The 22,374-nt window shown below is 53.1% G+C and carries 18 protein-coding genes and 2 tRNA genes; 18 read left to right on the top strand and 2 right to left on the bottom strand.

Annotation, left to right across the window (positions count from 1 at the left end; genetic code table 11):
• Window positions 1-58: 58 nt before the first annotated feature.
• From rlmE to J4645_RS12820, 6 genes are all read left to right on the top strand, one after another.
• The gene (gene rlmE / locus J4645_RS12845; protein ID WP_000145974.1) at window positions 59-685 is read left to right on the top strand and encodes a 23S rRNA (uridine(2552)-2'-O)-methyltransferase RlmE; all 627 of its coding nucleotides are present in this window, start codon (window positions 59-61) and stop codon (window positions 683-685) included.
• Window positions 686-788: 103 nt separating this feature from the next.
• Window positions 789-2,723: an ATP-dependent zinc metalloprotease FtsH gene (ftsH, locus tag J4645_RS12840; RefSeq protein ID WP_001107481.1), complete on the top strand. Its 1,935-nt coding sequence runs from the start codon at window positions 789-791 to the stop codon at window positions 2,721-2,723.
• A 104-nt stretch (window positions 2,724-2,827) separates the two neighbouring features.
• Window positions 2,828-3,676 carry a dihydropteroate synthase gene (folP, locus tag J4645_RS12835; protein ID WP_000764711.1) on the top strand — a complete coding sequence of 283 codons (849 nt, stop codon included), beginning with the start codon at window positions 2,828-2,830 and terminating at the stop codon, window positions 3,674-3,676.
• On the top strand, window positions 3,669-5,006 hold the full coding sequence (glmM, locus tag J4645_RS12830; protein ID WP_000071169.1) for a phosphoglucosamine mutase: 1,338 nt from the start codon (window positions 3,669-3,671) through the stop codon (window positions 5,004-5,006). The genes folP and glmM overlap by 8 nt, the downstream gene beginning before the upstream one ends.
• A gap of 222 nt (window positions 5,007-5,228) precedes the next feature.
• On the top strand, window positions 5,229-5,561 hold the full coding sequence (gene secG / locus J4645_RS12825; protein WP_000272680.1) for a preprotein translocase subunit SecG: 333 nt from the start codon (window positions 5,229-5,231) through the stop codon (window positions 5,559-5,561).
• 13 nt (window positions 5,562-5,574) lie between these two features.
• Window positions 5,575-5,661 (top strand) — tRNA-Leu (locus tag J4645_RS12820).
• Between the two features lie 85 nt (window positions 5,662-5,746).
• Here J4645_RS12820 and J4645_RS12815 read toward each other — a convergent pair.
• Together J4645_RS12815 and argG are read right to left on the bottom strand one after the other, a co-directional pair.
• Entirely contained in the window at window positions 5,747-6,706 is a 960-nt protein-coding gene (locus tag J4645_RS12815) for a helix-turn-helix transcriptional regulator (RefSeq protein ID WP_001083598.1), read from the bottom strand.
• A 157-nt stretch (window positions 6,707-6,863) separates the two neighbouring features.
• A complete protein-coding gene (gene argG / locus J4645_RS12810) occupies window positions 6,864-8,207 on the bottom strand; it encodes an argininosuccinate synthase (RefSeq protein ID WP_000207654.1) in 1,344 nt (447 codons plus the stop codon).
• 343 nt (window positions 8,208-8,550) lie between these two features.
• Here argG and J4645_RS12805 point away from each other — a divergent pair.
• The 12 genes from J4645_RS12805 to mtr all read left to right on the top strand — a co-directional run bounded on the left by J4645_RS12805 (window position 8,551) and on the right by mtr (window position 22,343).
• A tRNA-Met gene (locus J4645_RS12805) sits at window positions 8,551-8,627 on the top strand.
• A 207-nt stretch (window positions 8,628-8,834) separates the two neighbouring features.
• Window positions 8,835-9,287: a ribosome maturation factor RimP gene (gene rimP, locus J4645_RS12800; protein WP_000105461.1), complete on the top strand. Its 453-nt coding sequence runs from the start codon at window positions 8,835-8,837 to the stop codon at window positions 9,285-9,287.
• Between the two features lie 27 nt (window positions 9,288-9,314).
• Window positions 9,315-10,817, top strand: coding sequence for a transcription termination factor NusA (gene nusA / locus J4645_RS12795; protein WP_001031038.1), 1,503 nt, complete (start codon window positions 9,315-9,317; stop codon window positions 10,815-10,817).
• Between the two features lie 24 nt (window positions 10,818-10,841).
• Window positions 10,842-13,520: a translation initiation factor IF-2 gene (gene infB, locus J4645_RS12790; RefSeq protein ID WP_000133064.1), complete on the top strand. Its 2,679-nt coding sequence runs from the start codon at window positions 10,842-10,844 to the stop codon at window positions 13,518-13,520.
• 220 nt (window positions 13,521-13,740) lie between these two features.
• Window positions 13,741-14,142 (top strand): 30S ribosome-binding factor RbfA, encoded by a 402-nt coding sequence (gene rbfA, locus J4645_RS12785; protein WP_001040208.1) that lies wholly within the window; start codon window positions 13,741-13,743, stop codon window positions 14,140-14,142.
• Complete coding sequence (gene truB / locus J4645_RS12780; protein ID WP_000089678.1) at window positions 14,142-15,086, top strand: tRNA pseudouridine(55) synthase TruB; 945 nt, start codon at window positions 14,142-14,144, stop codon at window positions 15,084-15,086. The genes rbfA and truB overlap by 1 nt, the downstream gene beginning before the upstream one ends.
• A gap of 150 nt (window positions 15,087-15,236) precedes the next feature.
• Window positions 15,237-15,506 (top strand): 30S ribosomal protein S15, encoded by a 270-nt coding sequence (gene rpsO, locus J4645_RS12775; RefSeq protein WP_000059465.1) that lies wholly within the window; start codon window positions 15,237-15,239, stop codon window positions 15,504-15,506.
• 241 nt (window positions 15,507-15,747) lie between these two features.
• Window positions 15,748-17,883 (top strand): polyribonucleotide nucleotidyltransferase, encoded by a 2,136-nt coding sequence (gene pnp / locus J4645_RS12770; protein WP_001670767.1) that lies wholly within the window; start codon window positions 15,748-15,750, stop codon window positions 17,881-17,883.
• Window positions 17,884-17,992: 109 nt separating this feature from the next.
• Window positions 17,993-18,877 carry a lipoprotein NlpI gene (gene nlpI, locus J4645_RS12765; protein WP_000802069.1) on the top strand — a complete coding sequence of 295 codons (885 nt, stop codon included), beginning with the start codon at window positions 17,993-17,995 and terminating at the stop codon, window positions 18,875-18,877.
• A gap of 105 nt (window positions 18,878-18,982) precedes the next feature.
• Window positions 18,983-19,063: a protein YrbN gene (gene yrbN / locus J4645_RS12760; protein WP_010723222.1), complete on the top strand. Its 81-nt coding sequence runs from the start codon at window positions 18,983-18,985 to the stop codon at window positions 19,061-19,063.
• Window positions 19,056-20,945, top strand: a complete 1,890-nt coding sequence (deaD, locus tag J4645_RS12755) for an ATP-dependent RNA helicase DeaD (RefSeq protein WP_000807248.1) — start codon at window positions 19,056-19,058, stop codon at window positions 20,943-20,945. Before yrbN ends, deaD begins: the two co-directional genes overlap by 8 nt.
• Window positions 20,946-21,098: 153 nt before the next feature.
• Complete coding sequence (gene mtr / locus J4645_RS12750; protein ID WP_000224373.1) at window positions 21,099-22,343, top strand: tryptophan permease; 1,245 nt, start codon at window positions 21,099-21,101, stop codon at window positions 22,341-22,343.
• Window positions 22,344-22,374 lie beyond the last annotated feature (31 nt).

The following is a 22,374-nucleotide window of genomic DNA, read 5'->3' as shown; positions in this document are numbered from 1 at the left end:
TAGGCGTGTAGAAATTTACGCCATTGGCTACGATGAACTGCCCCGACGGGAAAGTTAAATGACAGGTAAAAAGCGTTCTGCCAGCTCAAGCCGCTGGCTTCAGGAACACTTTAGCGATAAATATGTTCAACAGGCGCAGAAAAAGGGGCTACGCTCCCGTGCCTGGTTTAAACTTGATGAAATACAGCAAAGTGACAAACTTTTTAAGCCGGGAATGACGGTAGTCGATCTCGGCGCTGCGCCAGGAGGCTGGTCACAGTATGTGGTCACGCAGATTGGCGGCAAAGGCCGCATCATCGCTTGTGATCTTTTACCTATGGATCCTATCGTTGGTGTGGACTTTCTTCAGGGCGATTTTCGTGATGAACTTGTCATGAAAGCGTTACTGGAACGCGTGGGTGACAGTAAAGTACAAGTTGTCATGTCGGATATGGCACCAAACATGAGCGGAACACCGGCGGTGGATATCCCCCGCGCCATGTATCTGGTGGAGCTGGCGTTAGAGATGTGCCGCGATGTGCTGGCGCCAGGCGGAAGTTTTGTAGTGAAGGTGTTCCAGGGCGAAGGTTTCGATGAGTATCTAAGGGAAATTCGCTCCCTGTTTACGAAGGTTAAAGTTCGTAAGCCGGACTCTTCGCGTGCGCGTTCGCGTGAAGTGTACATTGTAGCGACCGGGCGAAAGTGATAACCGGCAGATTTCAGACGTAAGGTTTGAAAGAAACTGGATATAGAGTATCCTGACGCTGTTTTTAACACAGTTGTAATAAGAGGTTAATCCCTTGAGTGACATGGCGAAAAACCTAATACTCTGGCTGGTCATTGCCGTTGTGCTGATGTCAGTATTCCAGAGCTTTGGGCCCAGCGAGTCTAATGGCCGTAAGGTGGATTACTCTACCTTCCTGCAAGAGGTCAATCAGGACCAGGTTCGCGAAGCGCGTATCAACGGACGTGAGATCAACGTTACCAAGAAAGATAGTAACCGTTACACGACTTACATTCCGATTAATGATCCGAAGCTGCTTGATAACCTGCTGACTAAAAACGTCAAGGTTGTTGGCGAACCACCTGAAGAGCCAAGCCTGCTGGCTTCTATCTTCATTTCCTGGTTCCCGATGCTGTTGCTGATCGGCGTCTGGATCTTCTTCATGCGTCAGATGCAGGGCGGCGGTGGCAAAGGCGCCATGTCGTTCGGTAAGAGCAAGGCGCGTATGCTGACGGAAGATCAGATCAAAACCACGTTTGCTGACGTCGCGGGCTGTGACGAAGCGAAAGAAGAAGTGGCGGAACTGGTTGAATACCTGCGTGAACCGAGCCGTTTCCAGAAGCTGGGCGGTAAAATTCCGAAAGGCGTCCTGATGGTCGGCCCGCCGGGTACCGGTAAAACCCTGCTGGCAAAAGCCATTGCGGGTGAAGCGAAGGTGCCATTCTTTACGATTTCCGGTTCTGACTTTGTGGAAATGTTCGTCGGTGTCGGCGCGTCTCGTGTGCGTGACATGTTCGAACAGGCCAAGAAAGCGGCGCCGTGCATTATCTTCATCGATGAAATCGACGCCGTCGGTCGCCAGCGTGGCGCAGGTCTTGGCGGCGGTCACGATGAACGTGAGCAGACGTTGAACCAGATGCTGGTTGAGATGGACGGCTTCGAAGGTAACGAAGGTATCATCGTTATCGCCGCAACTAACCGTCCGGACGTCCTTGACCCGGCGCTGCTGCGTCCTGGTCGTTTCGACCGTCAGGTGGTGGTAGGCCTGCCGGATGTTCGCGGTCGTGAGCAGATTCTGAAGGTGCATATGCGTCGCGTACCGTTAGCGACGGATATTGATGCGGCGATCATTGCGCGCGGTACGCCAGGCTTCTCCGGTGCGGACCTGGCGAACCTGGTCAACGAAGCGGCGCTGTTTGCCGCACGCGGCAACAAACGCGTAGTGTCGATGGTTGAGTTCGAGAAAGCGAAAGACAAAATCATGATGGGCGCCGAACGTCGCTCCATGGTGATGACGGAAGCGCAGAAAGAGTCGACCGCGTACCACGAAGCGGGCCACGCGATTATCGGTCGCCTGGTGCCGGAACACGATCCGGTGCACAAAGTGACGATTATCCCGCGCGGTCGTGCGCTGGGCGTGACCTTCTTCCTGCCTGAAGGCGACGCGATCAGCGCCAGCCGTCAGAAGCTGGAAAGCCAAATCAGCACGCTGTACGGCGGTCGTCTGGCGGAAGAGATCATCTACGGCGTTGAGCATGTTTCTACCGGGGCGTCGAACGACATTAAAGTCGCGACTAACCTGGCGCGTAACATGGTCACCCAGTGGGGCTTCTCGGAGAAACTCGGTCCGTTGCTGTATGCGGAAGAAGAGGGCGAAGTGTTCCTTGGCCGTAGCGTCGCAAAAGCGAAACATATGTCTGATGAAACTGCGCGTATCATCGACCAGGAAGTGAAAGCGCTGATTGAACGTAACTACAATCGCGCTCGTCAGATCCTGACTGACAATATGGATATTCTGCACGCGATGAAAGATGCGCTGATGAAATATGAAACCATCGATGCGCCGCAGATTGATGACCTGATGGCGCGTCGTGAAGTGCGTCCGCCTGCGGGCTGGGAAGATCCAAACGGCACCAATAACTCTGACAGCAATGGTACGCCTCAGGCGCCGCGTCCGGTTGATGAACCACGCACGCCGAACCCGGGCAACACGATGTCAGAGCAGCTGGGCGACAAATAAGCGTTTGTTGTACAACATTATGTTTAGCGCTCACCGAAACCCTGGGGCTTGCCCCGGGGTTTTTCTTTTTTTTACTCACCACAAATAAAACAGGGATTTTGACCATGAAACTCTTCGCTCAGGGCGCCACGCTCGATCTCACTCATCCGCATGTTATGGGGATCCTGAACGTAACGCCGGATTCGTTCTCCGACGGCGGCGCGCATAACACGCTGATTGAGGCGGTGAAACATGCGAATTTAATGGTGAATGCCGGGGCGACAATTATTGATGTGGGGGGGGAATCAACGCGACCAGGCGCGGCGGAAGTGAGCGTGGAAGAAGAGCTGGATCGCGTTATTCCGGTACTGGAAGCAATCGCGCAACGCTTTGAAGTGTGGATTTCTGTGGATACCTCTAAACCCGAGGTGATCCGTGAAGCGGCAAGGGCGGGCGCGCATATTATCAATGATGTCCGTTCGCTCTCCGAACCCGGCGCGTTGGAAGCGGCAGCGGAAACCGGCTTGCCGGTCAGTCTTATGCACATGCAGGGCAACCCCAAAACCATGCAGGAGGCGCCGAAATATGACGATGTCTTTGCCGAGGTGAATCGCTACTTTATTGAGCAAATAGCACGTTGTGAGAAGGCCGGCATCGCAAAAGAGAAATTGTTGCTCGACCCCGGATTCGGTTTCGGTAAAAATCTCTCTCACAATTATACCTTACTGGCGCGACTGGGTGAGTTTCATCATTTTAACCTGCCGCTGCTGGTGGGCATGTCACGTAAAACGATGGTTGGTCAGTTACTTAACGTGGGACCATCAGACCGTCTGAACGGCAGCCTTGCGTGCGCGGTAATTGCCGCGATGCAGGGCGCGCAGATCATTCGCGTCCATGACGTCAAAGAAACCGTAGAGGCGATGCGGGTGGTAGAAGCCACTCTGTCTGCAAAGGGAAACAAACGCTATGAGTAATCGTAAATATTTCGGTACCGATGGGATTCGCGGACGTGTAGGCAATGCCCCCATTACACCTGATTTCGTGCTTAAACTGGGTTGGGCTGCCGGAAAAGTGCTGGCGCGTCATGGCTCGCGTAAAATCATTATCGGTAAAGATACGCGTATTTCCGGCTATATGCTGGAGTCCGCGCTGGAGGCGGGCCTTGCCGCTGCGGGGCTGTCGGCCTCGTTTACCGGACCTATGCCAACGCCAGCCGTCGCCTATTTGACGCGGACTTTCCGCGCGGAGGCGGGTATCGTTATCTCGGCTTCGCATAACCCGTTCTATGATAACGGCATTAAATTCTTCTCTATCGACGGTACGAAACTGCCTGACGATGTGGAAGAAGCCATCGAAGCCGAAATGGAAAAAGAGATCACCTGCGTAGACTCCGCCGAGCTGGGGAAAGCGAGCCGCATCGTCGACGCCGCCGGACGCTATATTGAGTTCTGTAAAGGCACCTTCCCGAACGAACTGAGCCTCAACGGTCTGAAAGTGGTTGTGGATTGCGCCAACGGCGCTACCTACCATATCGCACCGAATGTGCTGCGCGAGCTGGGCGCGACCGTTATCGCCATCGGCTGTGAGCCAAACGGCGTCAACATTAACGAAGAAGTGGGCGCGACCGACGTGCGCGCGTTGCAGGCGCGCGTGTTGGCGGAGAAGGCGGACCTCGGCATTGCGCTTGACGGCGACGGCGACCGGGTCATCATGGTTGACCATGAAGGCAATAAAGTCGATGGCGATCAGATCATGTATATCATCGCACGCGAAGGGCTGCGCCAGGGGCAACTGCGCGGCGGCGCGGTGGGGACGCTGATGAGCAATATGGGGCTGGAGCTGGCGCTCAAGCAGCTTGGCATTCCGTTTGCCCGGGCGAAAGTGGGCGACCGCTACGTGCTGGAAAAATTGCAGGAAAAAGGTTGGCGCATCGGCGCGGAAAACTCTGGTCACGTTATTCTGCTGGATAAAACGACCACTGGCGACGGTATTGTGGCGGGGCTACAAGTTCTGGCGGCGATGGTGCGTAATCATATGAGTCTGCACGATCTGTGCAGCGGTATGAAAATGTTCCCGCAGATTCTGGTTAACGTGCGTTACACCGCCGGTAGCGGCGATCCGTTGGAAAATGAAGCGGTGAAAGCGGTAACGGCGGACGTAGAAGCCACGCTCGGCAATCGTGGGCGGGTATTGCTACGTAAATCCGGTACCGAACCGCTGATTCGCGTGATGGTGGAAGGCGAGGATGAAGCGCAGGTTACGGCATTCGCCCATCGTATTGCGGATGCGGTAAAAGCCGTTTAAGCGTTTAAGTGACTAAAAAGGCGGCGGTTGCCGCCTTACGGCCCGCAAAAAACAACGCTTTTGCTGTTTTTTTCCGCAGTTGATACAATGCGCTTAAATTGCCCTTGCGAAGGTCATTCGCTTTGGTTAGTATTCACACCCGCTTCAGTGGGAAACAGTAAAAATCCCGCTTTATTGGTAGAAGCATTGGTACGCGGCAACTCCGCAAGGAACAGGTTGATTATGTACGAAGCTCTTTTAGTTGTTTTCCTTATTGTGGCAATTGGCCTTGTAGGTCTGATCATGCTGCAGCAAGGTAAAGGCGCTGATATGGGAGCCTCCTTCGGAGCAGGCGCTTCCGCTACGCTATTTGGTTCAAGTGGTTCTGGTAACTTCATGACCCGAATGACAGCGGTATTGGCGACGCTGTTCTTCATCATCAGTCTGGTGTTGGGTAATATCAATAGCAATAAAACCAATAAAGGAAGCGAGTGGGAAAATCTGAGCGCGCCGGCGAAGACCGAGCAGACTCAACCTGCTGCACCGGCCCAGCCGACCAGCGATATCCCGCGCTAATAGCAGTATCCGTGCCGAGGTGGTGGAATTGGTAGACACGCTACCTTGAGGTGGTAGTGCCCAATAGGGCTTACGGGTTCAAGTCCCGTCCTCGGTACCAATATTCCAGGAAAAAGACGCTGAAAAGCGTCTTTTTTTTCGTCCGTTGAAAACGGAGGCCCTTTACTAACTTAGGGCCGCCTCAGTTATCTTCCTATGTGTAAGGCGCTTTCATCCAACTCGAAATCTGTAATTTCAAGTTTTTCCATAATTACAGGGAGAACTTGGTGAATGATTCGCATACCAGTCAGTATCTCATTCATGTAGATATCTGGGTGGATTCGTGATTTATTTAAATCTAAGCTTTCAGCCTCAGCTGCAACACTCAGATCATCTGCACTATCGTAAACCATCTGGAGGAGCTCTGCTCGTAATGGAATTCCTGCACGGAATGCCAGAAGTTTGAGTTGGCTTAACCAGTTTTCATAATCCTTCTCAACTTCATAACGGAATTGTCGAAAATTCGGTGCTGTTGCTGAATCAATCTCAATTTTGCAAGCTGCAAGCGACATCAAAGAATACATAATATTGATGGCATCAGTTGAATAGATATCCAACCCTTCATCTTGTATTAATTCATCAACATAAGCAGCATAAAAGCCATAGACATCATTCAGCGAGTTATAGATTTTTTCAATAATTGAACTGTGAGGGTTATTGCTGATGGAGTCCCATAGATCTTCAGTTTCTTCATCATCTGTATTCTCATAGTTGATATCTAATTCAACAGGGAACGATTTTGGAGCGGATAACCCCATTTTTTCCAATGTATCAATCGTTTCTTCACATAAGAACCCTTCTTCGTCGAGTAGAGGTGTTGTGACGTAGCCGGTTTCTGCTCTGTCATGTACTCTATCAGCAATAAAATGCATCAGACGATCCCATTTTTCTGCATTACTGACGGAGCCTGCCCACTCAACAAGCAGTGGAGAATACTCGCCTATGTTGGTGATTTTTCTGAATTTCTTTTCCATATCATCAGACATATGTTCACCTTTTTTCCACTTGCTAATTTGAGTGGAGGAAACCCCTAGCTTTCCAGCAAGTTCTTTTTGGCTGCATTTAAGGATATCTAAGGCTAGGCGTACAAAGTGTTCACTGTTCATTTTTCTACCTTTTTAGTAAATAAAACCGTTAATTAAGTGAATTTATTATTGATTTTATTTTAGTAAATTTCAATTTAGTTTTACTTGAAAGTTATGTGAGCCTAAGCTGGCAATAAAAAAGGCCGCTTTCGCGGCCTGTTGCATCAACGACGCGGGCTTATTTGCCTTTGTTTTCCAGATTCTCAACCTGCGGCAGACCGGTCGCGGAAGAGGCGGTTAACAGACCCGCTTTCGCGTAGCCGAACAGTTTCTCGCGGGTATCGGTAATGTCCAGATTACGCATGGTCAACTGACCGATACGATCGTCCGGTGAGAACACGGACTCGCCTTTCTCCATGGTCAGACGCTCAGCCTTATAGGTCAGGTTGTCGGACACGGTGTTCAGGATGGAGTAGTCGTTGCCGCGACGCAGCTCCAACGTCACTTCACCGGTAATTTGGCTGGCGACCCAACGTTGCAGGCCGTCACGCAGCATCAGCGCCTGAGAGTCGAACCAGCGGCCCTGATACAGCAGTTTACCCAGCTGACGACCATGAGAATGATACTGTTCAATGGTGTCTTCGTTGTGAATACCGGTCAACAGACGCTCGTAAGCGATGTGCAGCAGCGCCATCCCCGGGGCTTCATAGATGCCGCGGCTTTTTGCTTCAATGATGCGGTTTTCAATTTGGTCGCTCATACCCAGGCCGTGACGGCCGCCGATGCGGTTTGCTTCCAGCATCATCTCAACATCATCGCTGAAGGTTTTGCCATTCAGGGCAACAGGGTGACCCTGCTCGAAGCGGACGGTCACAACTTCTGCCGGGATCTTCACGCTTTCGTCCCAGAACTTCACGCCCATAATCGGGTTGACGATCTTGACGCTGGAGTTAAGAAACTCCAGATCTTTCGCTTCGTGCGTCGCGCCGAGCATGTTGGAGTCGGTGGAGTAGGCTTTTTCAACGGACATCTTATAGTCGAAACCGCAGGCAATCATAAATTCAGACATCTCATGGCGACCACCCAGCTCATCGATAAAGTCGGTATCCAGCCACGGTTTGTAAATCTGCAGCTCGGCGTTGGTCAGCAAGCCGTAACGATAGAAACGTTCAATATCGTTGCCTTTATAGGTGCTGCCGTCGCCCCAGATATTCACGCCGTCTTCTTTCATCGCGGCGACCAGCATCGTGCCGGTCACGGCACGGCCCAGCGGCGTGGTATTGAAATAGGTCAGTCCGCCGGTTGTGTTGTGGAAAGCGCCGCACTGAATCGCTGCGATCCCTTCTGCAACCAACTGCTTGCGGCAATCAATCAGGCGAGCATTCTCTGCGCCATACTCCATTGCGCGACGAGGAATGGCGTCATAGTCATCCTCATCCGGTTGTCCCAGATTCGCAGTATAGGCATATGGGACAGCTCCTTTTTGTCGCATCCACAGCAGCGCGGCGCTGGTGTCCAGACCGCCGGAAAAAGCGATACCAATACGTTGACCTGCTGGAAGATGCTTAAGAATCGTCGTCATAGAATAGAACCCTGCTTGATTGACTGATAATGAGATCGGTTTCTGCTTTAGTGCATTTTTATGCAAAATAAATGAGTTTTCATTTAATCATCTTTTAGCAGAGACAGGAAGCATTTAGTGAAGGTTTACTGAAATAACGTTGTGAAATGCGTGTATAAGCCGGAGAGGTGGGATGAGTATAACGAAGAGTGATATTCATTCATCTGCATATTGGGAATAGGGTTGACATAACTCATGCCTGGTCACTATACTGTGCGCAGATTTTACGTCCCGTCCTCGGTACCAAATCCCAGCAGTATTTGCATTTTTTACCCAAAACGAGTAGAATTTGCCACGTTTCAGGCGCGGGGTGGAGCAGCCTGGTAGCTCGTCGGGCTCATAACCCGAAGGTCGTCGGTTCAAATCCGGCCCCCGCAACCACTTTCCCTTAGAGTTCTTTTTCAAATATACTGTGAAGATTATGTCCTTCGTAGCTGGATTTGAAAAAAATTCTTTCGGAAGGTACACCAGACCGCCGTTGCGGTTATAGGGTTCAGTTATCTAAAGCCCCGATTTATCGGGGTTTTTTGTTATCTGACTACAGAATAACTGGGCTTTAGGCCCTTTTTTTATGTCTTGGGGGTGGGCTTGTCCACATTAGAGCAAAAATTAACAGAGATGATTACAGCGCCAGTTGAAGCCTTAGGCTACGAGCTGGTCGGCATCGAATTTATTCGCGGTCGCACATCCACACTGCGCATCTATATTGATAGTGAAGATGGCATCAATGTTGATGATTGTGCTGATGTGAGCCACCAGGTAAGCGCGGTGCTGGACGTTGAAGATCCTATCTCCGTGGCTTACAACCTTGAAGTCTCGTCACCGGGTCTCGACCGTCCTATGTTCACTGCCGATCATTATGCGCGTTTCCAGGGTGAAGAAGTCGCGCTGGTTCTTCGCATGGCGGTACAGAACCGTCGCAAGTGGCAGGGCATTATCAAAGCGGTGGACGGTGAAATGATTACCGTCACAGTCGAAGGCAAAGATGAAGTGTTCGCGCTGAGTAATATCCAGAAGGCGAACCTGGTTCCCCACTTTTAACAGTCTGGATGAGGTGAAAAGCCCGCGATGAACAAAGAAATTTTGGCTGTTGTTGAAGCCGTCTCCAACGAAAAAGCGCTGCCACGCGAAAAAATTTTTGAAGCGCTGGAAAGTGCGCTGGCGACAGCAACAAAGAAAAAATATGAGCAGGAGATCGATGTTCGTGTAGAAATCGATCGTAAAAGCGGTGATTTTGATACTTTCCGCCGTTGGTTGATCGTTGAAGAAGTGACCATGCCGACGAAGGAAATTACGCTGGAAGCGGCGCGCTTTGAAGACGAAAGTCTGAATGTCGGCGACTATGTTGAAGATCAGATTGAATCTGTCACCTTTGACCGTATCACCACGCAGACTGCGAAACAGGTTATCGTGCAGAAAGTGCGTGAAGCCGAACGGGCGATGGTTGTCGATCAGTTCCGCGACCAGGAAGGCGAAATCGTCACTGGCGTGGTGAAGAAAGTAAACCGCGACAATATCTCTCTGGAAATTAAATCTGAAGGGATGGCCGGTAACGCTGAAGCGGTGATTCTGCGTGAAGATATGCTGCCGCGCGAAAACTTCCGTCCTGGCGACCGTATTCGCGGCGTGCTGTATGCTGTTCGCCCGGAAGCGCGTGGCGCGCAGCTGTTCGTCACCCGTTCCAAGCCGGAAATGCTGATCGAACTGTTCCGCATCGAAGTGCCGGAAATCGGCGAAGAAGTGATTGAAATTAAAGCGGCGGCTCGCGATCCGGGTTCTCGTGCGAAAATCGCAGTGAAAACTAACGATAAACGTATCGATCCGGTCGGCGCTTGCGTGGGGATGCGTGGCGCGCGCGTTCAGGCGGTCTCTACCGAACTGGGCGGTGAGCGTATCGATATCGTGCTGTGGGATGATAACCCGGCGCAGTTCGTCATTAATGCGATGGCGCCGGCAGACGTCGCGTCTATCGTGGTGGACGAAGATAAACATACCATGGATATCGCCGTTGAAGCCGGTAATCTGGCGCAGGCGATCGGACGTAATGGTCAGAACGTCCGCCTGGCTTCGCAATTGAGCGGCTGGGAACTCAACGTAATGACCGTTGATGACTTGCAGGCTAAACATCAGGCTGAAGCACATGCCGCTATCGAGATCTTTACTAAATATCTTGATATTGATGAAGAGTTCGCGACCGTTCTGGTAGAAGAAGGTTTCTCCACGCTCGAAGAACTGGCCTATGTGCCAATGAAAGAACTGCTGGAAATTGACGGCCTTGATGAGCCGACCGTTGAAGCACTGCGCGAGCGTGCTAAAAACGCACTGGCCACTCTGGCGCAGGACCAGGAAGCAAGCCTCGGTGATAACAAACCGGCTGACGATCTGCTGAATCTGGAAGGATTAGATCGCGATATGGCTTTCAAACTGGCGGCTCGTGGTGTTTGTACGCTGGAAGATCTCGCCGACCAGGGCATTGATGATCTGGCTGATATCGAAGGGTTGACCGACGAAAAAGCCGGTGAGCTGATTATGGCTGCCCGTAATATTTGCTGGTTCGGCGACGAAGCGTAATAAACTGTAGCAGGAAGGAACAGCATGACAGATGTAACCCTAAAAGCGCTGGCCGCAGAGAGACAGGTTTCCGTGGATCGCCTGGTACAGCAGTTTGCTGATGCAGGTATCCGGAAATCTGCTGACGACTCTGTGTCCGCACAAGAAAAACAGACTTTACTGGCGCACCTGAACCGCGAAGCGGTTTCTGGTCCCGATAAACTGACGCTGCAGCGTAAGACGCGCAGTACCCTGAATATTCCAGGTACCGGTGGAAAAAGTAAATCGGTACAAATCGAAGTCCGCAAGAAGCGCACCTTTGTGAAACGCGATCCGCAAGAGGCTGAACGCCTGGCCGCGGAAGAGCAGGCGCAGCGTGAAGCGGAAGAGCAAGCCCGTCGTGAGGCAGAAGAACAGGCCAAACGCGAGGCGCAACAAAAAGCTGAACGCGAGGCCGCAGAACAAGCTAAGCGTGAAGCCGCTGAAAAAGCGAAACGTGAAGCTGCGGAAAAAGACAAAGTGAGCAATCAACAGACTGACGATATGACCAAAACCGCCCAGGCCGAAAAAGCCCGCCGTGAGAATGAAGCTGCAGAGCTGAAGCGTAAAGCGGAAGAAGAAGCACGTCGCAAACTCGAAGAAGAAGCGCGTCGTGTAGCAGAAGAAGCTCGCCGCATGGCGGAAGAAAACAAATGGACCGCAACGCCTGAGCCAGTAGAAGACACCAGTGACTATCATGTCACCACTTCTCAGCACGCGCGCCAGGCCGAAGACGAAAACGATCGTGAAGTTGAAGGCGGTCGTGGTCGTGGCCGTAATGCAAAAGCGGCGCGTCCGGCGAAAAAAGGCAAACATGCCGAATCCAAAGCCGATCGCGAAGAAGCGCGTGCTGCGGTTCGCGGCGGTAAAGGCGGCAAGCGTAAAGGGTCTTCTTTACAGCAAGGCTTCCAGAAGCCCGCTCAGGCCGTTAACCGCGACGTGGTGATCGGTGAAACCATCACCGTTGGCGAACTGGCGAACAAGATGGCGGTGAAAGGTTCTCAGGTCATCAAAGCGATGATGAAGCTGGGCGCCATGGCCACCATCAACCAGGTCATCGACCAGGAAACCGCACAGCTGGTTGCCGAAGAGATGGGCCACAAAGTTATCCTGCGTCGTGAAAACGAACTGGAAGAAGCGGTAATGAGCGACCGTGATACCGGCGCTGCGGCTGAACCGCGCGCACCGGTTGTGACCATCATGGGTCACGTTGACCACGGTAAAACCTCTCTGCTGGACTACATTCGTTCCACGAAAGTAGCCTCTGGCGAAGCGGGCGGCATTACCCAGCACATCGGTGCTTACCACGTTGAAACTGACAACGGGATGATCACCTTCCTGGACACCCCGGGCCACGCCGCATTTACTTCTATGCGTGCTCGCGGCGCCCAGGCAACGGATATCGTGGTTCTGGTGGTAGCGGCAGACGACGGCGTGATGCCGCAGACTATCGAAGCTATCCAGCACGCGAAAGCGGCAGGTGTGCCGGTCGTGGTTGCGGTGAACAAAATCGATAAGCCGGAAGCGGATCCGGATCGCGTTAAGAACGAACTGTCCCAGTACGGCATTCTGCCGGAAGAGTGGGGCGGCGAGAGCCAGTTCGTTCACGTGTCTGCGAAAGCGGGTACCGGTATCGACGAACTGCTTGATGCTATCCTGTTGCAGGCCGAAGTTCTGGAACTGAAAGCGGTACGCAAAGGTATGGCGAGCGGTGCGGTGATCGAATCCTTCCTGGATAAAGGTCGTGGTCCGGTGGCTACCGTTCTGGTACGCGAAGGTACGCTGCATAAGGGCGATATCGTGCTGTGTGGCTTCGAATACGGCCGCGTGCGTGCGATGCGTAACGAACTGGGTCAGGAAGTGCTGGAAGCGGGTCCGTCCATTCCGGTGGAAATCCTCGGCCTGTCCGGCGTTCCGGCTGCCGGTGACGAAGTGACCGTCGTTCGCGACGAGAAGAAAGCGCGTGAAGTGGCTCTGTATCGTCAGGGTAAATTCCGTGAAGTTAAACTGGCTCGTCAGCAGAAATCTAAACTCGAGAACATGTTCGCCAACATGACCGAAGGCGAAGTTCACGAAGTGAACATCGTGCTGAAGGCCGACGTACAGGGTTCTGTGGAAGCGATCTCCGACTCCTTGCTGAAACTGTCTACCGACGAAGTGAAAGTGAAGATCATCGGTTCTGGCGTAGGTGGTATCACCGAAACCGACGCGACCCTGGCTGCGGCATCCAACGCCATTCTGGTGGGCTTCAACGTTCGTGCCGATGCCTCTGCGCGTAAAGTGATCGAATCTGAAAGCCTGGATCTGCGTTACTACTCCGTCATCTATAACCTGATCGACGAAGTGAAAGCGGCGATGAGCGGTATGCTGTCTCCGGAACTGAAACAGCAGATCATCGGCCTGGCTGAAGTGCGCGATGTGTTCAAATCGCCGAAATTCGGCGCGATCGCGGGCTGTATGGTTACCGAAGGTACGATTAAACGCCATAACCCAATCCGCGTTCTGCGTGACAACGTGGTTATCTATGAAGGCGAGCTGGAATCCCTGCGCCGCTTCAAAGATGACGTTAACGAAGTCCGTAACGGCATGGAATGTGGTATCGGCGTGAAGAACTACAACGACGTTCGCGTTGGCGATATGATCGAAGTATTCGAGATTATCGAGATCCAACGTACCATCGCTTAATCTTCGTCGTCTTTTGGGCCGCAACGGCGTTGGCTGCGCTCGCTCACCCCGGTCACATAGTTATCTATGCTCCCGGGGATTTACGAGCTTGCCGCCTTGTTGCAATCCAAAATCCTTAGAAGATGATTAGGCGTAGGCCGGGTAAGCGAAGCGCCACCCGGCAAGAAATTTAAAAAGGGGCTTATGGCCCCTTTTTTGTCTTTATTCTGGAGAATTTATTATGGCGAAAGAATTTGGTCGCCCTCAGCGCGTAGCGCAAGAGATGCAGAAAGAGATCGCGCTCATCCTGCAACGCGAAATCAAAGATCCACGTGTAGGTATGATGACCACCGTATCGGGTGTTGAAATGTCCCGCGATCTGGCATACGCCAAAGTATTCGTGACGTTCCTCAACGATCAGGACGAAGCGGCTGTGAAAAACGGCATTAAGGCCCTGCAGGAAGCGTCTGGTTTCATCCGCAGCTTGCTGGGTAAAGCGATGCGTCTGCGCATCGTACCGGAACTGACCTTCTTCTACGACAACTCGCTGGTGGAAGGGATGCGTATGTCCAACCTGGTGACTAACGTGGTGAAACATGACGAAGAACGTCGTGTGAACCCGGACGACAGCAAGGAGGACTGATGAGTCGTCCTCGTCGTCGTGGCCGCGACATTCACGGCGTTCTGCTGCTGGATAAGCCGCAGGGTATGTCCAGCAATGACGTGCTGCAGAAAGTTAAGCGCATCTACAATGCCAACCGCGCCGGGCATACCGGCGCGCTGGACCCGCTGGCGACCGGCATGTTGCCGATTTGCCTCGGCGAAGCGACAAAATTTTCGCAGTACCTGCTGGATTCTGACAAACGCTATCGTGTTATTGCCCGTCTGGGGCAGCGCACGGATACCTCTGACGCCGATGGTCAAATCGTGCAGGAGCGTCCGGTGACTTTCAGCGCTGAGCAGCTTGCGAGCGCGCTGGAGACCTTTCGTGGGGATATCGAACAGATTCCCTCGATGTATTCGGCGCTGAAGTATCAGGGCAAGAAGCTGTACGAATATGCCCGCCAGGGTATCGAAGTGCCGCGCGAAGCCCGCCCGATTACCGTCTATGAGTTGCTGTTTATTCGCCATGAAGGTAACGAGCTGGAGCTGGAAGTTCACTGCTCCAAAGGCACCTATATTCGTACCATTATTGATGATTTAGGTGAGAAACTGGGCTGTGGCGCGCACGTAACGTACCTGCGTCGTCTGACGGTCAGCAAGTATCCGGTGGATCGTATGGTGACGCTGGAGCACTTGCGCGAGCTGGTAGCACAGGCGGAACAGCAGGGCGTTCCGGCGGCGCAGTTGCTCGATCCATTATTGATGCCAATGGACAGTCCAGCTTCGGACTATCCTGTTGTTAATCTGCCGTTAACATCTTCGGTATACTTCAAAAATGGCAACCCGGTTCGTACCACGGGCGCGCCGTTGAAGGGACTGGTTCGTGTGACGGAAGGTGAAGACGATAAATTTATCGGTATGGGCGAAATTGACGACGAAGGCCGTGTCGCGCCTCGTCGGCTGGTAGTAGAGTACCCAGCGTAATGTCGCTTCGTCTTGCGATAAGAGAGCGCTGCGAGTAGAATACCGCCGCTTAACGTCGCGTAAATTATTTAACAGTTTACGCGGCGTACACTGGGATCGCTGAATTAGAGATCGGCGTCCTCTCATTCTTAAATACTTTGGAGTTTTAAAATGTCTCTAAGTACTGAAGCTACAGCTAAAATCGTTTCTGAGTTCGGTCGTGACGCAAACGACACCGGTTCTACCGATGTTCAGGTTGCTCTGTTGACTGCACAGATTAACCACCTGCAGGGTCACTTTGCAGAGCATAAAAAAGATCACCACAGCCGTCGTGGTCTGCTGCGTATGGTTTCTCAGCGTCGTAAACTGCTCGACTACCTGAAACGTAAAGATGTTGCACGCTACACCGCGCTGATTGAGCGTCTGGGTCTGCGTCGCTAATTCTTTCGAGTTTCAGAAAGAGGGGGCCTTCATGGCCCCTTTTTTCCAGCAGATGGCAGCAATTCGCTGGAAACTAATGTATTGTTGCTATGAATGATCTTCCGTTGCAGAGGTTCGCGCGGCTAATGAGAGGCTTTACCCATATCAGGGTTAGGGTTGTCATTAGTCGCGAGGATGCGCAGAAGATCGGGTATTAACGACGGCGCGTATTATGCCGTCAAAAATTGGAAAGGATATTATTTTGCTTAATCCGATCGTTCGTAAATTCCAGTACGGTCAGCATACCGTTACGCTGGAAACTGGCATGATGGCGCGTCAGGCCACTGCCGCTGTTATGGTAAGCATGGATGACACCGCCGTATTCGTTACCGTTGTCGGCCAGAAAAAAGCCAAGCCAGGCCAGGACTTCTTCCCACTGACCGTTAACTATCAGGAGCGTACCTACGCTGCTGGTCGTATCCCGGGCAGCTTCTTCCGTCGTGAAGGCCGTCCAAGCGAAGGCGAAACCCTGATCGCGCGTCTGATTGACCGCCCGGTTCGTCCGCTGTTCCCGGAAGGCTTCGTTAACGAAGTGCAGGTTATCGCGACCGTCGTTTCCGTTAACCCGCAGGTTAACCCAGACATCGTTGCCATGATCGGCGCATCCGCTGCGCTGTCGCTGTCCGGCATTCCGTTCAACGGCCCAATCGGCGCGGCGCGCGTAGGTTATATCAATGACCAGTACGTGCTGAACCCGACCCAGGACGAGCTGAAAGAAAGCAAGCTGGACCTGGTGGTTGCCGGTACCGAAGCGGCTGTGCTGATGGTGGAATCCGAAGCTGAACTGCTGAGCGAAGACACTATGCTGGGCGCGGTGGTATTCGGTCACGAGCAGCAGCAGGTTGTTATCCAGGCGATCAACGATCTGGTGAAAGAAGCCGGTAAACCACGTTGGGACTGGCAGCCGGAAGCCGTCAACGACGCGTTGAACGCGCGTGTTGCTGCGCTTGCTGAATCTCGTCTGAGCGACGCGTACCGCATCACCGATAAACAAGAACGCTATGCTCAGGTTGACGTAATCAAATCCGAAACCATTGAGCAGCTTATTGCAGAAGATGAAACTCTGGATGCTAACGAGCTGGGCGAAATCCTGCACGCTATTGAGAAAAACGTGGTGCGTAGCCGCGTACTGGCAGGCGAGCCGCGTATTGATGGCCGTGAAAAAGACATGATCCGTGGTCTGGACGTGCGCACTGGCGTGCTGCCGCGTACTCACGGTTCCGCTCTGTTTACCCGTGGTGAAACGCAGGCGCTGGTTACCGCGACTCTGGGTACTGCTCGTGACGCGCAGGTGCTTGATGAACTGATGGGCGAGCGCACTGATAGCTTCCTGTTCCACTACAACTTCCCTCCGTACTCCGTAGGCGAAACCGGCATGGTCGGTTCTCCGAAGCGTCGTGAAATTGGTCACGGTCGTCTGGCGAAGCGCGGCGTGCTGGCAGTGATGCCGGACATGGATAAATTCCCGTACACCGTTCGCGTGGTGTCTGAAATCACCGAATCCAACGGTTCTTCCTCTATGGCTTCCGTGTGCGGCGCTTCTCTGGCGCTGATGGACGCTGGCGTGCCAATTAAAGCCGCCGTAGCAGGTATCGCTATGGGTCTGGTGAAAGAAGGCGACAACTACGTTGTACTGTCTGACATTCTGGGCGACGAAGATCACCTGGGCGATATGGACTTCAAAGTGGCGGGTTCCCGCGACGGTATCTCTGCGCTGCAGATGGATATCAAAATTGAAGGTATCACCAAAGAGATCATGCAGGTTGCGTTGAACCAGGCTAAAGGCGCGCGTCTGCACATCCTGGGCGTGATGGAACAGGCGATCAACGCGCCGCGCGGCGATATCTCTGAATTTGCGCCGCGTATCCATACCATCAAGATCAGCACGGACAAGATCAAAGACGTGATCGGTAAAGGTGGTTCTGTGATCCGCGCGCTGACTGAAGAGACCGGCACCACCATCGAAATCGAAGATGACGGTACTGTGAAGATCGCGGCGACCGACGGCGAAAAAGCGAAATATGCTATCCGTCGTATCGAAGAGATCACCGCAGAGATCGAAGTCGGCCGTATCTACAATGGTAAAGTGACCCGTATCGTTGACTTTGGCGCGTTTGTTGCCATCGGCGGCGGTAAAGAAGGTCTGGTTCACATCTCTCAAATCGCGGATAAGCGTGTAGAGAAAGTGACCGACTATCTGCAGATGGGTCAGGAAGTCCCGGTTAAGGTTCTGGAAGTTGACCGCCAGGGCCGTGTACGTCTGAGCATTAAAGAAGCAACCGAGCAGTCTCAACCTGCGGCTGCGCCGGAAGCTCCGGCGAGCGAACAGGCCGAGTAAGGTAGCCTTTTGCCCTCCGCACTGCGGAGGGCTTTAGACCTGGCTGGACGCCTTGTTGAGCCACCGGGGAACAGGACGTTCATTCAATCGTTGTCTTCGGGAGTGGGAAATGAAGCCTTTTTTGCGCTGGTGTTTCGTTGCGACAGCACTTACGCTTGCAGGATGCAGTAATTCCGCCTGGCGTAAAAGTGAAGTCCTCGCAGTACCATTGCAACCGACTTTACAGCAGGAAGTGATTCTGGCGCGTATGGAACAGATTCTTGCCAGTCGGGCTTTAACCGATGACGAACGCGCACAGCTTTTATATGAGCGCGGAGTGTTGTATGATAGTCTTGGTTTGAGGGCATTAGCGCGAAATGATTTTTCACAAGCGCTGGCAATCAGACCGGATATGCCTGAAGTATTCAATTACTTAGGCATTTATTTAACGCAGGCAGGCAATTTTGATGCTGCCTATGAAGCGTTTGATTCTGTACTAGAGCTTGATCCAACTTACAACTACGCGCACTTAAACCGCGGTATCGCATTGTATTACGGCGGCCGTGATAAGTTAGCGCAAGATGATCTGCTGGCGTTTTATCAAGACGATCCCAATGATCCTTACCGCAGCCTGTGGCTGTATCTTGTTGAGCAGAAGCTTAATGAGAAGCAGGCGAAAGAAGCGTTAAAAGCACGCTTCGAAAAATCGGATAAAGAGCAATGGGGATGGAACATTGTCGAGTTCTACCTGGGCGACATTAGCGAAGCAACGCTGATGGAAAGGCTCAAGGCGGACGCAACGGATAACACCTCGCTCGCTGAGCATCTCAGTGAAACCAACTTCTATTTAGGTAAGTATTACCTAAGTCTGGGGGATTTGGACAGCGCCACGGCTCTGTTCAAACTGGCGGTGGCCAACAACGTTCATAACTTTGTTGAGCACCGATACGCATTGTTGGAATTATCGCTCCTGGGCCAGGACCAAGATGACCTGGCAGAATCGGACCAGCAATAGCTGACGAACATATCAGCCCGTAATCTTTTTGATTGCCATCACCTTCGCGGGTGAGGGCGTTGTTGTTCGTTAATACACCTACTTTGAGCCGGTTCACACTTTTCAATGAAAATTGCAGATCAATTTCATGATGAGTTATGTAGACTGGCCGCCATTAATTTTGAGGCACACGTACTACATGGCTGAATTCGAAACCACTTTTGCAGATCTGGGGCTGAAGGCTCCTATCCTTGAAGCCCTTACCGATCTGGGTTACGAAAAACCATCTCCAATCCAGGCAGAGTGCATTCCGCATCTGCTGGGCGGTCGCGACGTGCTGGGCATGGCCCAGACCGGTAGCGGCAAAACCGCAGCGTTCTCTTTACCGCTGCTCAACAATCTTGATCCTGAGCTGAAGGCACCTCAGATTCTGGTGCTGGCGCCAACCCGCGAACTGGCGGTACAGGTGGCCGAAGCCATGACGGATTTCTCTAAACACATGCGCGGCGTAAACGTGGTTGCCCTGTACGGCGGTCAGCGTTATGACGTGCAGTTACGCGCCCTGCGTCAGGGGCCGCAGATCGTTGTCGGTACGCCGGGACGTCTGCTTGATCACTTAAAACGCGGCACCCTCGACCTCTCTAAACTGAGTGGTCTGGTGCTGGATGAAGCCGACGAAATGCTGCGTATGGGCTTCATCGAAGACGTTGAAACTATTATGGCGCAGATCCCGGAAGGTCATCAGACCGCTCTGTTCTCCGCCACTATGCCGGAAGCGATTCGTCGCATTACCCGCCGCTTTATGAAAGAGCCGCAGGAAGTGCGCATTCAGTCCAGCGTGACTACCCGTCCTGACATCAGCCAGAGCTACTGGACTGTCTGGGGTATGCGTAAAAACGAAGCGCTGGTGCGTTTCCTGGAAGCGGAAGACTTTGATGCGGCGATTATCTTCGTACGTACCAAAAACGCGACCCTGGAAGTAGCAGAAGCGCTGGAACGTAGCGGCTACAACAGCGCCGCGTTGAATGGCGATATGAACCAGGCGCTGCGTGAGCAGACTCTGGAACGCCTGAAAGATGGTCGTCTGGACATCCTGATCGCCACCGACGTTGCGGCACGTGGTCTGGACGTTGAACGTATCAGCCTGGTGGTGAACTACGATATCCCGATGGACTCCGAGTCCTACGTTCACCGTATCGGTCGTACCGGCCGTGCGGGTCGCGCCGGTCGCGCGCTGCTGTTCGTTGAGAACCGCGAGCGTCGTCTGCTGCGCAACATCGAACGCACCATGAAGCTGACCATTCCGGAAGTGGAACTGCCGAACGCAGAACTGCTGGGTAAACGCCGTCTGGAAAAATTCGCCGCGAAAGTTCAGCAGCAACTGGAAAGCAGCGATCTGGATCAGTACCGTGCGCTGCTGGCGAAAATCCAGCCGTCTGCTGAAGGCGAAGAGCTGGATCTCGAAACGCTGGCCGCCGCACTGCTGAAAATGGCGCAGGGCGAGCGTCCGCTGATTCTGCCGCCGGATGCGCCGATGCGTCCCAAGCGTGAATTCCGTGACCGTGACGACCGTGGTCCGCGCGATCGTAATGACCGTGGCCCGCGTGGCGACCGTGAAGAACGTCCGCGTCGTGAACGTCGTGACGTTGGCGATATGCAGTTATACCGCATTGAAGTGGGCCGTGATGACGGCGTTGAAGTTCGTCATATCGTGGGCGCTATCGCTAACGAAGGCGACATCAGCAGCCGTTACATTGGTAACATTAAGCTGTTCGCGTCTCACTCCACCATCGAGCTGCCGAAAGGTATGCCGGGCGAAGTGTTGCAGCACTTCACGCGTACCCGCATTCTGAACAAGCCGATGAATATGCAGTTGTTGGGTGATGCTGTTCCGCACGCGGGCGGCGAACGTCGCGGCGGTGGTCGTAGCTTCAGTGGCGAACGTCGTGAAGGCGGTCGTAATTTCAGCGGCGAACGTCGTGAAGGTGGTCGTGGTGATGGTCGTCGCTTCAGCGGCGAGCGTCGTGAAAGCCGTGGTCCGCGTCGTGATGACTCTACCGGTCGCCGTCGTTTCGGCGGCGATGCGTAACTCACGCTGACCTGCGCATTCACAGCGTAAAGTAAAATATACAGCCCCGATCGTCACAATCGGGGCTTTTTTTATTTCTTTTGTACTCGTGTACTGGTACAGTGCAGCGTATTGAGAGATAGTCACACTATAAATGACTGGAGAGAGAGCTGAATGGCAACACTTACCACCACCCAAACGTCACCTTCGCTGCTTGGCGGCGTGGTGATTATCGGCGGCACCATCATTGGCGCGGGGATGTTCTCCCTGCCGGTGGTCATGTCCGGGGCGTGGTTCTTCTGGTCGATGGCGGCGCTGGTCTTTACCTGGTTTTGTATGCTGCACTCCGGGCTAATGATCCTCGAAGCCAACCTTAACTACCGCATTGGTTCGAGTTTCGACACCATCACCAAAGATCTGTTGGGGAAAGGCTGGAACATTGTCAACGGCATCTCTATTGCCTTTGTGCTCTACATCCTGACTTACGCCTATATCTCGGCGAGCGGCTCAATTCTGCATCATACCTTTGCTGAGATGTCGCTGAACGTTCCGGCGCGAGCGGCAGGTTTTGCCTTTGCGCTGCTGGTGGCGTTTGTCGTGTGGCTGAGTACGAAGGCGGTCAGTCGGATGACGGCGATTGTGCTGGGCGCGAAAGTGATTACTTTCTTCCTGACCTTCGGCAGCTTGTTAGGACACGTTCAGCCTGCCACGTTGTTTAACGTGGCTGAAAGCCACGCGTCATATACGCCGTACCTGCTGATGACGCTGCCATTTTGTCTGGCCTCTTTTGGTTATCACGGTAACGTACCGAGCCTGATGAAATATTACGGCAAAGATCCGCGCACCATCGTGAAATGCCTGATTTATGGAACGTTACTGGCGCTGGCGCTCTATTCCGTCTGGCTGCTGGGGACGATGGGCAACATCCCGCGTCCAGAATTTATCGGCATTGCACAGAAAGGCGGCAATATTGATGTGCTGGTACAGGCGTTAAGCGGCGTGCTGAACAGCCGCAGCCTGGATCTGCTGCTGGTGGTGTTCTCTAACTTTGCGGTCGCCAGTTCCTTCCTCGGCGTGACGCTGGGGCTGTTTGACTATCTGGCGGATCTGTTTGGCTTTGATGACTCGGCAATGGGGCGTTTTAAAACGGCGCTGCTGACGTTTGTGCCGCCAATTGTCGGTGGCCTGCTGTGGCCGAACGGTTTTCTGTATGCCATTGGTTATGCAGGTTTAGCTGCAACTATCTGGGCGGCCATTGTGCCTGCGCTGTTGGCGCGTAAATCTCGCGAACGTTTCGGCAGCCCAAAATTTCGCGTCTGGGGCGGTAAACCGATGATTGCCCTGATTCTGGTCTTCGGTGTCGGCAACGCGGTTATCCATATTCTGTCGAGCTTTAATTTGCTGCCGGTGTACCAGTAACGTTATTGTGCCGGATGGCGGTTGCACCTTA

Origin of the sequence: Salmonella sp. 32082101201600294FB01SM01 (genome assembly GCF_017572865.1) — a bacterium.
Classification (GTDB): domain Bacteria; phylum Pseudomonadota; class Gammaproteobacteria; order Enterobacterales; family Enterobacteriaceae; genus Salmonella; species Salmonella enterica.
This window is presented reverse-complemented; position numbering and strand designations above follow the sequence as displayed.

Bases quoted from the DNA above. Each gene is read 5' to 3' on its own strand.
- nusA (WP_001031038.1), top strand. From the start codon at position 9,315: ATGAACAAAGAAATTTTGGCTGTTGTTGAAGCCGTCTCCAACGAAAAA.
- folP (WP_000764711.1), top strand. From the start codon at position 2,828: ATGAAACTCTTCGCTCAGGGCGCCACGCTCGATCTCACTCATCCGCAT.
- rbfA (WP_001040208.1), top strand. From the start codon at position 13,741: ATGGCGAAAGAATTTGGTCGCCCTCAGCGCGTAGCGCAAGAGATGCAG.
- yrbN (WP_010723222.1), top strand. From the start codon at position 18,983: ATGAAAATTGCAGATCAATTTCATGATGAGTTATGTAGACTGGCCGCC.
- deaD (WP_000807248.1), top strand. From the start codon at position 19,056: ATGGCTGAATTCGAAACCACTTTTGCAGATCTGGGGCTGAAGGCTCCT.
- rpsO (WP_000059465.1), top strand. From the start codon at position 15,237: ATGTCTCTAAGTACTGAAGCTACAGCTAAAATCGTTTCTGAGTTCGGT.
- J4645_RS12815 (WP_001083598.1), bottom strand. From the start codon at position 6,706: ATGAACAGTGAACACTTTGTACGCCTAGCCTTAGATATCCTTAAATGC.
- rlmE (WP_000145974.1), top strand. From the start codon at position 59: ATGACAGGTAAAAAGCGTTCTGCCAGCTCAAGCCGCTGGCTTCAGGAA.
- ftsH (WP_001107481.1), top strand. From the start codon at position 789: ATGGCGAAAAACCTAATACTCTGGCTGGTCATTGCCGTTGTGCTGATG.
- mtr (WP_000224373.1), top strand. From the start codon at position 21,099: ATGGCAACACTTACCACCACCCAAACGTCACCTTCGCTGCTTGGCGGC.
- glmM (WP_000071169.1), top strand. From the start codon at position 3,669: ATGAGTAATCGTAAATATTTCGGTACCGATGGGATTCGCGGACGTGTA.
- nlpI (WP_000802069.1), top strand. From the start codon at position 17,993: ATGAAGCCTTTTTTGCGCTGGTGTTTCGTTGCGACAGCACTTACGCTT.
- secG (WP_000272680.1), top strand. From the start codon at position 5,229: ATGTACGAAGCTCTTTTAGTTGTTTTCCTTATTGTGGCAATTGGCCTT.
- infB (WP_000133064.1), top strand. From the start codon at position 10,842: ATGACAGATGTAACCCTAAAAGCGCTGGCCGCAGAGAGACAGGTTTCC.
- truB (WP_000089678.1), top strand. From the start codon at position 14,142: ATGAGTCGTCCTCGTCGTCGTGGCCGCGACATTCACGGCGTTCTGCTG.
- argG (WP_000207654.1), bottom strand. From the start codon at position 8,207: ATGACGACGATTCTTAAGCATCTTCCAGCAGGTCAACGTATTGGTATC.